Consider the following 12,009-nt stretch of genomic DNA (forward strand, 5'->3'; position numbering starts at 1 on the left):
CTGCAACGTTGGCGCAACGTTGCCCGGCCTACGGTCGCCGCCGACCGTCACCGACCAGCAACGAGGCAGGGCAAGATGGCCGTATACGCCGCACCGAACACCGACGGCGCCGTCGTCGACTACGAGACCCGCTACGACCACTACATCGGCGGCGAATACGTCGCGCCGGCGGGCGGGCAGTACTTCGAGAACCCGACGCCGGTGACCGGGAAGACCTTCACCGAGATCGCCCGCGGCACGGCGGCCGACATCGACCGGGCGCTCGACGCGGCCGAGGGCGCCGCACCCGCGTGGGGCCGCACCTCGACCGAGGAACGCGCGAACATCCTGCTCAAGATCGCCGACCGGATGGAGCAGAACCTTGAGCGGATCGCGGTCGCCGAGGCCTGGGAGAACGGCAAACCGGTCCGTGAGACCCTCGCCGCCGACATCCCGCTCGCGATCGACCACTTCCGCTACTTCGCCGGCGCGCTGCGAGCCCAGGAGGGCGGCATCTCGCAGATCGACGACAACACCGTCGCCTACCACTTCCACGAGCCGCTCGGCGTCGTCGGCCAGATCATCCCGTGGAACTTCCCGCTGCTGATGGCCGTCTGGAAGCTCGCCCCGGCGCTGGCCGCGGGCAACGCGATCGTGCTCAAGCCCGCCGAGCAGACCCCGGCGTCGATCCACCTGCTGATGTCGATCATCGGCGACCTGATCCCGCCGGGCGTGCTGAACATCGTCAACGGATTCGGCGTCGAGGCGGGCAAACCGCTCGCGTCGAGCAACCGCGTGCGCAAGGTCGCGTTCACCGGCGAGACGACGACCGGACGGCTGATCCTGCAGTACGCCAGCGAAAACATCATCCCGGTGACCGTCGAACTGGGCGGCAAGAGCCCGAACATCTTCTTCGACGACGTCGCTGCGGCCAACGACGCGTTCTACGACAAGGCGCAGGAGGGCTTCGCGCTCTTCGCGCTGAACCAGGGCGAGGTCTGCACCTGCCCGTCGCGCGCGCTGATCCAGTCCGGCATCTACGACCGGTTCCTCGGCGACGCGGTCGAGCGCGTGAAGAAGATCAAGCAGGGCAACCCGCTCGACACCGAGACGATGATCGGCGCGCAGGCCTCGAACGACCAGCTCGAGAAAATCCTGTCCTACATCGACATCGGCAAGCAGGAGGGTGCGAAGGTCCTCACCGGCGGCGAGCAGTCCGACCTGGGCGGCGACCTGTCCGGCGGCTACTACGTGCAGCCGACGGTGTTCGAGGGCGACAACAAGTTGCGCATCTTCCAGGAGGAGATCTTCGGCCCGGTGGTGTCGGTGGCGAAGTTCGACAACTACGACGACGCGCTCAAGATCGCCAACGACACCCTGTACGGCCTCGGTGCCGGCGTCTGGTCGCGCGACGGCAACACCGCCTACCGCGCGGGCCGCGACATCCAGGCCGGCCGCGTGTGGGTGAACAACTACCACGCCTACCCGGCCCACGCGGCCTTCGGCGGCTACAAGGCGTCCGGCATCGGCCGCGAGAACCACAAGATGATGCTGGACCACTACCAGCAGACGAAGAACATGCTGGTCTCCTACTCCGACCAGGCGCTGGGCTTCTTCTGATGCCGCAACGGGTGGACCTGACCCCAGCCGCCGCCGACCTGCTGCGGCGGCTGGTGCCGGTCCACGGACCGGTGATGTTCCACCAGTCCGGCGGATGCTGCGACGGCAGCGCCCCGATGTGCTACCCGGCGGGTGAATTCCGGGTGGGTGCGCACGATGTGCACCTGGGCGACCTGACGGTGGACGGCATCGACGCGGTGCCGGTGTGGATGTCCGGGCCGCAGTTCGAGTACTGGAAGCACACCCACCTCACCATCGACGTGGTGTCCGGACGCGGCAGCGGGTTCTCCCTCGAAGCACCGGAAGGGGTGCGGTTTTTGATCCGGTCCCGGCTGCTCAGTGACGAGGAGTCGGCGGAGCTGAACGGTTGATCGTGGTGCCCGGTGCGCGTTTCCCGCGCACCGGGCATCGCTCGGCTGACCTCCGTGCGATCGAAAACCCTTGGTGCGCTGCAGCGAGGACGGCGTCAGCTGGGAAGAAGCTTCGGCCAGGTTCCAGATGACGCTGCCGTCGTGTCCGGTGCGGGAGTTCCATTTCGACGTTCAGCCCCGGCTCACCGAACGGCTCGCGTTCGCCTTCGTCGCGCCGAAGTCCGGTGTGGACGATTGTCTTCGGAAGTACGGCGCGGACCCGGCCAACCCGAATCTCCGGTGGCCGATCGACGAGTTCGGCCCGCCGTTCGACCTTGCCGAGATGCGGCAGTTCGGGTGGACGTACGACCCCAAGGCGAAGGCGGGCCTCTACACCCATCTTGAGACGCCGTACCACGCGACGTTCGAGGCGTTCGTCAAAGCCGGTGCCGAGGAGACGGTCTACGTCCATAGCCTGACCTCGGGCTTTCCCGATCCGTCCCGGTAGTCGAGCGCGCTTGCTAGGTTCATTCCATGCTGTCGCTGAAAGACGTCTACGTGGGCGAGCCGACCGTACTCGGCCACCAGCGGGACCAGCCCGTTCTGAGCGCCATCCGGAAAACCCGGGTCGACGCAGGCGAGCTGGCGTTGTCCGAGCTGAACCTGGCTGGCGACCGCCAAGCCGACCTCTCGGTGCATGGCGGTCCCGACAAAGCCGTCTACGTCTACCCGGTCGAGCACTATCCGGTGTGGACCGCCGAGGGCTACTCCGTGGCGCACGGAGACTTCGGCGAGAACCTTTCCGTGCACGGTGCGCTGGAGAGCGACGCGCGGATCGGTGACGTCTGGGCCTGGGGCGACGCGCTCGTGCAGGTCGCGCAGCCTCGGCATCCGTGTTTCAAGCTCGCGATGCACACCGGCCGCAAGGACGTCGTGCCCGCGATGATCGACACCAATCGCTGCGGCTGGTACCTGCGCGTGCTGCGGCCGGGCACGGTTCCGACGGCCGGACCGCTCGAGCTCGTGGAGCGCACCGAGGGGCCGACCGTCGCGGAGACGTTCCTGGTCGCGGCGGCGAATTACGCGCGGCTGCCCGAGCCGGGGACGATGCTGGAGCTGGCCGAGCGGGTGCTGTCGACGGACACGTTGCCGGCGGGTTATCGCAAGGGTATCCAGTCCAAAGTGGACCGAGCTAGGGAATCACTTCCAGTCGACCTGGGGTGAGCGGTAGAAGTCGATTCCCTGGGCTTCCCAGCGCGGCGCTTGCTTGGCGATGCGGTCCCGGTAGCCGTCCCAGGTTCGCGATGCCTTGGGCGACCAGCCGATTTCCGCGACGCCGGGCAGGCGCGGGAAGGCCATGTACTCGATGTCGTCGTTGGTCCGGATGGTTTCCGTCCACAGTGGAGCCTCGACACCGGCGACGGACTTCTCTTCGACGCCGGGAACGAGCGTCGCCGGGTCCCATTCGTAGGCGTCGCGGACCTCGACCAAACCGGCCCAATCTTGGCCCAGCTTCGTCGATTCGGTGTACTTCATGTCGAGATAAGCGTGGTTGGCGGGCGACATGATGAACTTGTTCCCGCGCGCCGCGGTGGCCGCCACGTCCGCGTTCGGGCCGCCCTGATCCCAGTACTGCGGCACGGCGGACGTCGGCAGCGGCGCCTTCGCCATCTCGTGCCAGCCGGTGATCAGCTTGCCGTACTTGGCGACCATCGGGGTCACCTTCTCGTAGAAGGTTTTGTAGTCCTCGTCGGTCGTCGCATGTGCTTCGTCGCCGCCGATGCCGATGTATTTGCCGGGCGTGATCGCGGCGAGTTCGCGGATCACGTCTTCCACGAATCGGTACGTGGTAGGCGATTTGATGCACAGCGAGCTGTAACCGACCTCGATGTCGGTGCGCGGCGGGACCGCGACCCCATCGCAGTTCAGCTCCGCGTACACCGACTGTGCGGCATTGGTGTGCCCGGGCATGTCGATGTCCGGCACGACCGTGATGTGTCGGCTCGCGGCGTACGCGACGATGTCGCTGTACTGCTCCTGCGTGTAGTAGCCACCGAGGTCGCCGTACGCAGCCGTCTTGCCGCCTTCGGTCGCCAGCTTCGGCCAGCTCTTGATTTCGATGCGCCAGCCCTGGTCGTCGCTGAGGTGCAGGTGCAGCGTGTTGATCTTGTACTGGACGATCTGGTCGATGTACTTCTTCACCTGCGTAGGCGTGAAGAAGTGCCGCGCGACGTCGAGCATCGCGCCGCGGTGGGCGAAGCGCGGATAGTCGAGCACGCTGCCGCCAGCGATCGTCCACGTCCGGTGCTGCACGGTCTTCGCCTCGATCGCCGACGGCAGCAGTTGCCGCAGCGACTGGACGCCGGTGAACAACCCGGCGGAAGTGTTGGCGCGCAGCCGGACGCCGTTCTTCGTGACGTCGAGCTGATACCCCTCGTCGCCGACGCGCGGATCGGCGTGGCCGAGGTCGAGCGAGATCGCGGACAGCCCCGGGCTCACCGGGACGACCGGCAGCGGGAATCCGGTCGCGGGCCGCAGCAGGCCGCGCAGGTACGCGGCGACGTCGCCGGTGCCGTGCCCGGCGCGGATCACCGTGAGCGGCGTGAGCCGGAAGGAGGCGTCCGCCTTCGCCACGGCGTGCACCGGCACCGGTACGAGGTCGGTCACCTGCCGTTCGCTGGGCGCGGGACTCGCCGCGGCCGGCCCGGGCACTCCCACCGCGGCGAGCCCGAGCACGGTCACCCCAAGCACGGCCCTGGACAGGGTCTTCCTCACGGCATACCTCCGGTCGCGTTCGCGGAGAAGGCGGACTCCAAGAGGTATAGACCACTACCGGGGACGCTGACAACGCCCGAAAGGGTCGGCTGACCCCGGATGTCCCGTTCGCCGGGATGCCCGCCGCGCCCCAATGCCACATTGGGTGCGCTCAGCGCACCGAACGCCACATTGGGTGCGTCGCATGCACCCAATGCCACATTGGGGCGGTGCTCAGGGCCGCAAGATCGCCCGCAACGCGTCGAGCACCGACGGGTCCTCGATGGTCGACGGAACCGCCTCGTCGCGGCCGTCGGCGATCCCGCGCATCGTCTTGCGCAGGATCTTCCCCGAGCGCGTCTTCGGCAGCGCGTTGACCACCGAGACGTCCCGGAATGCCGCCACCGGCCCGATATCGCGGCGGACCAGCGCGACCAGTTCGTCCCGCAACTGCTCCTCGGGCACCTCCACGCCGGACTTCAGCACCACGAAACCGCGTGGCACCTGGCCCTTCAGCTGGTCCGCGACCCCGATCACGGCACACTCCGCGACCGCCGGGTGCGACGCCAGTACGGCCTCCATCGAGCCGGTCGACAGCCGATGTCCGGCCACGTTGATCACGTCGTCGGTGCGGCCCATGACGAAGAGGTAGCCGTCCTCGTCGAGGTAGCCCGAATCGCCGGTCAGGTAGTAACCGGGATAGCGCGACAGGTACGCCTCGCGGTAGCGCTCGTCGTCGCCCCACAGCGTCGGCAGCGAGCCCGGCGGCAGCGGCAGTTTCAGCGTGATCGCGCCCTCGCGACCGGCTGGCAGCTCCTCGCCCGCCTGGTCGAGAATGCGGACATCCCAGCCGGGCACCGGTTTCGTCGCCGACCCGGGTTTGACCGGCATCGGTTCGAGACCGCGCGGATTGGCCGCGATCGGCCAGCCGGTTTCGGTCTGCCACCAGTGGTCGACGACCGGCGTGCCGAGGATGTCGTGCGCCCAGTGGTAGGTCTCCGGGTCGAGCCGTTCGCCCGCCATGAAGAGGGTGCGGAACCGGGAGAGGTCGTACTTTTTGAGCTCGTCCGCGTCCGGATCCACCTTCTTCACCGCGCGCAACGCCGTCGGCGCGGTGAAGAGCGCTTGCACGCCGTGCTCGGAGATGACCCGCCAGAACGCGCCGGCGTCAGGCGTTCCTACGGGTTTTCCCTCGTACAGCACCGTTGTCGCGCCCACCAGCAGCGGCGCGTAGACGATGTACGAATGCCCGACGACCCAGCCGACGTCGGAAGCCGTCCACCACACATCACCGGCGTGGACGTCGTAGAGCGCGCCCATCGACCACGCCAGCGCGACCGCGTGCCCGCCCGCGTCGCGCACGACGCCCTTCGGCCGCCCAGTCGTGCCGGACGTGTAGAGGATGTACAGCGGGTCGGTCGCCTTCACCGGAACCGGATCCACCGGGTCGGCGTCGGCGACGAGGTCGTTCCAGTCGAGGTCAGTGCCGGACAGCTCCGCGGCCGCCTGCTCGCGCTGGAACACCACGACGTGGTCCGGTTGGTGCCCGGTGGTCTCGAGAGCGGCGTCGATGATCGGCTTGTATTCGACGACCCGTGCCGGCTCGATCCCGCACGACGCGGCGAGGATCAGCTTCGGCTTGGCGTCCTCGATCCGCGCGGCCAGTTCCTTCGGCGCGAAGCCGCCGAACACCACGGAGTGCACCGCGCCGATCCGCGCGCAGGCGAGCATCGCGATGACGGCCTGCGGAATCATCGGCAGATAAAGGATCACGCGATCGCCGCGGGTCACCCCGAGCGACGCGAGCGCGCCGGCGAAGGTCGCGACCTCGTCCCGCAGTTCGGCGTAGGTGTAGCGGCGTTTGCGGCCGCTGACCGGCGAATCCCAGATCAGCGCGTCCTGCGCGCCGCGGCCGCCGTCGGCGTGCCGGTCGAGCGCGTTGTAGGAGGTGTTCAGCTCGCCGTCGGGATACCAGCGGTAGAACGGCGCGGCGGACGGATCGAGCGCGCGGGTGGGCCGCTGCGTCCAGTCGATCGCGCGGGCCGCGTCGAGCCAGAACTGCTCCGGGTCGTCCAGACTGCGCCGATACGTCTCGGTGTACGCGCCCACGAGGTCTCCTTTGACTTCAGACGGCCGAATCCGCCCTCATGATGGCCTTTCCCGCAGCGGGTCGCAGGTCAGCCCGGTCCGGCGAGATCGATGCGGTGGATCACGTTCCCCGCGCGACCCGGCAACCCCGCGGAGGCCGTGCGCGTCCTAAGCTGGACCAGGGAGACTGGCCGCGCAGCGGCACGAGGGCACCACTGACAGTGAGGGGAACCAGCCGGTGAGCGGAATCGGGAGCGCGCTGCTCTCGCTCGCGCACACCTTGTTCGGCCCGGGGTTCTGCCCGGGCGACTGGGTGTGGGCGACGACCACAGCGGGTGCGCTCGTCGCGCTCTTCCCGGCGGCCGGGGCGCTGGTCGTGGCGATCGTGCGCAAGGGGACCGGAAACCGGTACGACGCGACCACGCTCACCGTGTTCGGTCTCATCGGCGTGGTCAGCGTGCTGGTGTTTCCGTGGCTCATCTCCTCGGGCATCTCGGAAACCTTCCGCGCGGCCAACGCGGGCGGCGCGAGCGGGCTGTCCGCCTCCGAGGCGTCCACGCTGAGCACGAACTACTGCTCGTTCGTCGGCGTGCAGAAGACCTACCTCGGCGGCGGGTCGAACGTCTTCGAGACGCTCTTCTACCCGCGCGGCCTCAAGCTCTCCTACGCGCTGTACCTGCTCGCGTTCACCGTGCTGCCGGTCGGTTCGCTGCTGTTCGTGATGCTGCAGGCGCGCACCGCTTTCCGTCGCGGACCGAAGTGGCCGTCGCGGTTCTTCTGGATCCCCTTCGTGGTCATGGCGATCGCGTCGGCGGGCATGTCGGCCAACACCGCCGTGCACTTCTGGCTCGGGTTCCTGCCGTTCAGCGTCCTGGGGCTGATCCCGGTCGCGCTGGTCGGGCCGCCGCCGTGGTCGGTGATCAACCGGCCGGAGCCGCGCCGCGACGAACCGCCTGCCGCGCAGCCCCCGCCGCGCCGGGAGCAGCTGCCGCCGCCTCCGCCGCCGCAGAACAAGCCGTACCCGGCCACCGCGCTGGCGTCCGCTCCGGAGCCGCCGCCGGCCGGAGCGCTAGCCGCCGCGCCCGGCATGATTCCGCCGCCGCCCGGCTCGCGCAACGCGGGCAGCAGCCGGTACCGGCGCGTCCGCCAGCTCGGGACCGGCGGGTTCGGCACGGTCTGGGAAGCCGTCGACACGCAGCTCAACCGCACTGTCGCGCTGAAGATCGCGCACGCGCCCGACCGCGACACCGAGGAGCGCATGCAGCGCGAGGCGCGTGCGCTGGCCGTGGTGAACCACCCCAACTGCGTCCGCGTGTACGACCTGGCCGAGGAACCGGACGGGCTCGCGCTCGTCATGGAGTACCTGCAGGGCCGCCCGCTCGCCGAGGTGGTCGACGGACAGGGCCCGATCGACGACGTCGCCGCCGGACGGCTGTGGTCGACGATGGCGGGCGCGCTGGTCGCGGCGCACGAGCGGGGCGTGCTGCACCGCGACGTGAAGCCGTCCAACGTCATCCTCGACCCGGCGGGCATCGCGCACCTCATCGACTTCGGCATCGCCCGCAGCCAGGGCGATTCCAAGATGACCGCCACCGGGATGATGATCGGCACGCCCGACTTCGTCGCGCCGGAACAGGCGATGGGCTCCCCGGCGAGCCCGGCGTCGGACGCCTGGCAGCTCGCCGCCACGGTCAGCTACGCGCTGACCGGCCAGCCGCCGCGCGGCACCCGCGATACGCCGATGGCCGCCCTGATGGCCGCGGCGCGCGCCGATCCGGTCACGCACATGCCGCAGCGTTCGGTGCACGCGCGGATCCTGGCCGCTTCGCTGGATCCGGAACCCCGCCGTCGCCCGACGCTGAACTCGGTGCGACGCGAGGTCGACGGCTGGCTGAGCCGGGCAGGCAAGGCGCTGGACGGACCGGTCACGCAGATCGTTCCGCGCCGCTCGCCGCGCTGAGCCCTCGTGAGTGTTGATCACGGTTCTAGCCGGCATCGCCGCTCGCGAGCCGTTCGGTAGCCGCGGGCTTTCTTCGTTCCCGTTGACTGTCCGTGAGGGGAACCCTGAGGGACTCTGAGTCCCTCAGGGTTCCCCTCACGGACGTGCCCGCAGGGTGGGACGCGGCCAGGCGAGCAGGGGAAGGCGTCGCGTTCCTTGTCGTAGCGGCCGCTGCCGAGAAAGCCCCGAGGCGGCATTCGGGCAGCGGGGTCCGTAGGCAGCTGGAACACTGTGCGCTCTAGCCGGGATTAGCGCTCACGACGGCTTTACCGCCGAAAACTCCAGCCGCTTCTTCGGCTCGCTCTGCACCCGCACCTGCTCGAACCCCGCCGCGGTCAGGCGGGCGGGCAGGGTGGCGGGGTCGAGGACGTTCATCGTGTCCCCGATGTGCAGCAGCCGGAATCCGAAGCTGAGCAGGCTGTCCACGCCGCAGTAGGTGCCGCCGGGCCGCAGCACCCGGAACGCCTCCGCGAAGATCCGGTCCTGCAGTTCGTCGGTCGGCACGTGGTGCAGCATCGTGAAGCACACGACCCCGGAGAACCGGCCGTCCTCGAACGGCATCTCCGCGCCGCTGCCCTCGACAACGTCGACCCGGTCGCCGTATTTCTCCCGCAACAGCCGCGTCGACGCCGGATCGATCTCCAGCGCGGTCAGCCGCGGCAAAGCGTCGACCAGCACCCGCGTGGTGGCCCCGAAACCCGGTCCGATTTCCAGCACGTCGTCGCCCAGTTCGAAACGGGCGAGCCAGTCCGGCAGCACCCCGGCCACCATGGCGGCCCACTTCTTCGAGCTGCAGAGCTTCCGGTGCATCAGGTTCATCGGCATGGACCCGACGCTAGGGACGAGCCGAGCTGACCGGAAGGCGATAGGCTGTCACCTCATGTCGCAGTACGGTCAAACCGGCGCGATGCTGCTCGGCGACCTCCCGATCGCGGCCGGAGCCTGGTTTCCCTGGCACGACCATCCAGCGCACCAGCTCGTCTGGGCCGCGCGCGGAGTCGCCGCGGTGATGGTCGGCGACGCGCAATGGGTGCTGCCGTCCACGCGCGCGCTGTGGATCCCAGTCGGCGTCTGGCATCGCACGGGCGCGGTCGGGAACGCCGAGTTGCGCGGCATCTACGCCGATCCGGAGCAGTGCCCGGTCGACTGGCCGTCCCCGCGCATCGTCATCGTCCGCCCGTTGCTGCGGGAACTGCTTGAGCACCTGTCCGCGGACGGCATCAGCGACGACGCCCGCCGCCGCGCCGAGGCGGTCGCGTTCGATCTGCTGGAGCCTATGGATGTCGCGCCGATCGTCGTCCCCGCGCCCGCCGACCCACGAGCGCGCGATGTCGCCGACGCGGTGATCGCCGACCCCGCGGACTCGCGCAGCCTGGCCGAGCTGGGCCGGGAAGTCGGCGCGAGCGAGCGGACGCTGGCCCGCGCGTTCGTCCGAGACTGCCGGATGACGTTCGGCACCTGGCGCACGCAAGCACGGCTGCGGGCGGCATTGCCGTTGCTGGCGCAGGGTTTGCCGATGACGACCGTCGCGCACCGGGTCGGGTACGCGACGGCCAGCGCGTTCGTCGCCGCCTTCCGCCGGGCGGTCGGGGTGCCGCCGGGCGCCTACTTCAGCGCCACGAAGGCAGCCACATTTCCGCCTGCCAATGTTCGTTCGTGATCGGGATTCCGTTGAGGATCGGCCACAGCCAGGCGAAGTTCGCGACCACCAGCCCGACATAAAGCGACACGACGAGCAGACCGGTGCCTCGGCGTTCGAACCCGCGTTTGGCGCTGCCCAGGATCTGCCCGAGCGCCAGCACCAGCCCGAGCACCAGGAACGGGGCCATCGGGGTGGCGTAGAAGAAGTACATCTGCCGGTCGATGTTGGTGAACCAGGGCAGGTAGCCGGCGAAGTAGCCGGTCAGCACGGCGGCGTAGCGCCAGTCCGCGCGGAAGAACCAGCGCCACAGGCCCCAGCCGAGCATCGGGACGGCCAGCCACCACATCGCGGGCGTGCCGATCAGCATCGTCGCGCCGAGGCAGCGCGATTCGCCGCAGCCGGTGACGTTGCCGTCGTAGTAGTAGAGCATCGGCCGCAGGCCCATCGGCCACGTCCACGGCTTCGACTCCCACGGATGCGGATTGTCCTTGGGCGTCAGCAGGGTCTCGTGGAAATGCAGCACGTTGGCGGTGTAGCTGCCGAGCGAGCGCAGCGCGGGCGGGATCCAGCCGAACATGCCCGGGTCGAGGTTCTTGATCTCGGTGTAGTGCCGGTCGGTCGCGGTTTCGCTGGCGAACCACGCCCAGTACGCCGCCAGGTACATCAGCACCGGCACGACGAGGATGGCCCACAGCGCGGGCGCGACGTCGCGCCGGATCGTGCCGACCCACGGCCGCTGCACACCCGCCGCGCGCCGGGCGGCGACGTCGAAGAACACGGTGAGCAGGCCGAACGCCGCGATGTAGTAGAGCGCCGACCATTTGACGCCGAAGGTCAGCCCGATCATCAGCCCGGCCGCGAACCGCCACCAGCGGAAGCCGAGCTTCGGGCCCCACTGCGATTCGCCGATCCAGCCCTCGCGCACCGCGACGGCCAGCCGTTGCCGCACCTGGTCGCGGTCGCAGAGCACGCAGGCGAACGCGGCGAGCACGAAGAACGCGATGAAGATGTCGAGCATCCCCATCCGCGACTGCAGGTGCAGCACGCCGTCGCAGATCACCAGCACGCCCGCGATGCCGCCGAGCAGCGTCGAGCGGGTGAGCCGGCGCGCGATGCGCACGGTGAGCAGCACGATCAGCGTGCCGGCCACGGCCGACATGAACCGCCAGCCCCAGCCGTTGTAGCCGAAGAGCCACTCGCCGAACGCGATGAAGTCCTTGGCCAGCGGCGGGTGCACGATCAGCTCGTACCCGGCGTTGTCCTCGTACCCGCCGTTGCGCAGCATCTGCGCGGCCTGGGGCACGTAGTGCTTCTCGTCGAAGACGGGACTGTTGTGGTCAGTGGGAAGGCCCAGATTCTGCAGCCGGACGACGCCGCCGATCACGGTCAGGACGAACGTGACGATCCAGCCGCGCAGCCGGTCGGCGGGCAGGGCCCGGCCGAGCAGGGTGGCTTCGCGGTCAGTCGGGGGGCGGCGCGCGTCGACCGGGTCCGGCCGCACGCTCTCGTCGTCGGCACGGGTCAGCAGCGCGGTCACGGGGCCCGATAGTACGGCCTGATCCACTGGTGGCGTCTGG

Annotated in this window: 10 protein-coding genes; 6 read left to right on the forward strand and 4 right to left on the reverse strand. The window is 69.3% G+C overall.

Annotated features, from left to right (window positions below; all coding sequences use genetic code 11):
- The first annotated feature begins 75 nt into the window (after nt 1-75).
- The 4 genes from adh (at nt 76) to ACFORO_RS26765 (ending at nt 3,173) form a co-directional block, all read left to right on the forward strand.
- Complete coding sequence (adh, locus tag ACFORO_RS26750; RefSeq protein WP_377869183.1) at nt 76-1,599, forward strand: aldehyde dehydrogenase; 1,524 nt, start codon at nt 76-78, stop codon at nt 1,597-1,599.
- On the forward strand, nt 1,599-1,970 hold the full coding sequence (locus ACFORO_RS26755) for a DUF779 domain-containing protein (RefSeq protein ID WP_377869184.1): 372 nt from the start codon (nt 1,599-1,601) through the stop codon (nt 1,968-1,970). The genes adh and ACFORO_RS26755 overlap by 1 nt, the downstream gene beginning before the upstream one ends.
- 127 nt (nt 1,971-2,097) lie before the next feature.
- A complete protein-coding gene (locus ACFORO_RS26760; protein ID WP_377869185.1) occupies nt 2,098-2,457 on the forward strand; it encodes a hypothetical protein in 360 nt (119 codons plus the stop codon).
- Between the two features lie 26 nt (nt 2,458-2,483).
- Nucleotides 2,484-3,173 carry an MOSC domain-containing protein gene (locus ACFORO_RS26765; protein WP_377869186.1) on the forward strand — a complete coding sequence of 230 codons (690 nt, stop codon included), beginning with the start codon at nt 2,484-2,486 and terminating at the stop codon, nt 3,171-3,173.
- Here the strand turns inward: ACFORO_RS26765 and ACFORO_RS26770 are convergent.
- Both ACFORO_RS26770 and ACFORO_RS26775 read right to left on the reverse strand, forming a co-directional pair.
- Nucleotides 3,150-4,724, reverse strand: coding sequence for a beta-N-acetylhexosaminidase (locus ACFORO_RS26770; protein WP_377869187.1), 1,575 nt, complete (start codon nt 4,722-4,724; stop codon nt 3,150-3,152). The genes ACFORO_RS26765 and ACFORO_RS26770 overlap by 24 nt on opposite strands.
- Before the next feature lie 213 nt (nt 4,725-4,937).
- Nucleotides 4,938-6,812, reverse strand: a complete 1,875-nt coding sequence (locus ACFORO_RS26775; protein WP_377869188.1) for a propionyl-CoA synthetase — start codon at nt 6,810-6,812, stop codon at nt 4,938-4,940.
- A gap of 217 nt (nt 6,813-7,029) precedes the next feature.
- Between ACFORO_RS26775 and ACFORO_RS26780 the strand changes: the two genes are divergently transcribed.
- Nucleotides 7,030-8,751 (forward strand): serine/threonine-protein kinase, encoded by a 1,722-nt coding sequence (locus tag ACFORO_RS26780; protein ID WP_377869189.1) that lies wholly within the window; start codon nt 7,030-7,032, stop codon nt 8,749-8,751.
- 294 nt (nt 8,752-9,045) lie between these two features.
- Here ACFORO_RS26780 and ACFORO_RS26785 read toward each other — a convergent pair whose 3' ends face one another.
- The gene (locus tag ACFORO_RS26785; RefSeq protein WP_377869190.1) at nt 9,046-9,615 is read right to left on the reverse strand and encodes a class I SAM-dependent methyltransferase; all 570 of its coding nucleotides are present in this window, start codon (nt 9,613-9,615) and stop codon (nt 9,046-9,048) included.
- Between the two features lie 55 nt (nt 9,616-9,670).
- Between ACFORO_RS26785 and ACFORO_RS26790 the strand changes: the two genes are divergently transcribed.
- A complete protein-coding gene (locus ACFORO_RS26790; protein ID WP_377869191.1) occupies nt 9,671-10,450 on the forward strand; it encodes an AraC family transcriptional regulator in 780 nt (259 codons plus the stop codon).
- Here the strand turns inward: ACFORO_RS26790 and ACFORO_RS26795 are convergent.
- Nucleotides 10,401-11,969, reverse strand: a complete 1,569-nt coding sequence (locus tag ACFORO_RS26795) for a dolichyl-phosphate-mannose--protein mannosyltransferase (protein WP_354742774.1) — start codon at nt 11,967-11,969, stop codon at nt 10,401-10,403. The two genes, ACFORO_RS26790 and ACFORO_RS26795, sit on opposite strands and share 50 nt — an antisense overlap.
- Nucleotides 11,970-12,009: the final 40 nt, after the last annotated feature.

The sequence above is a fragment of the Amycolatopsis halotolerans genome, from assembly GCF_042647905.1.
Taxonomy (GTDB): Bacteria; Actinomycetota; Actinomycetes; order Mycobacteriales; family Pseudonocardiaceae; genus Amycolatopsis; species Amycolatopsis halotolerans.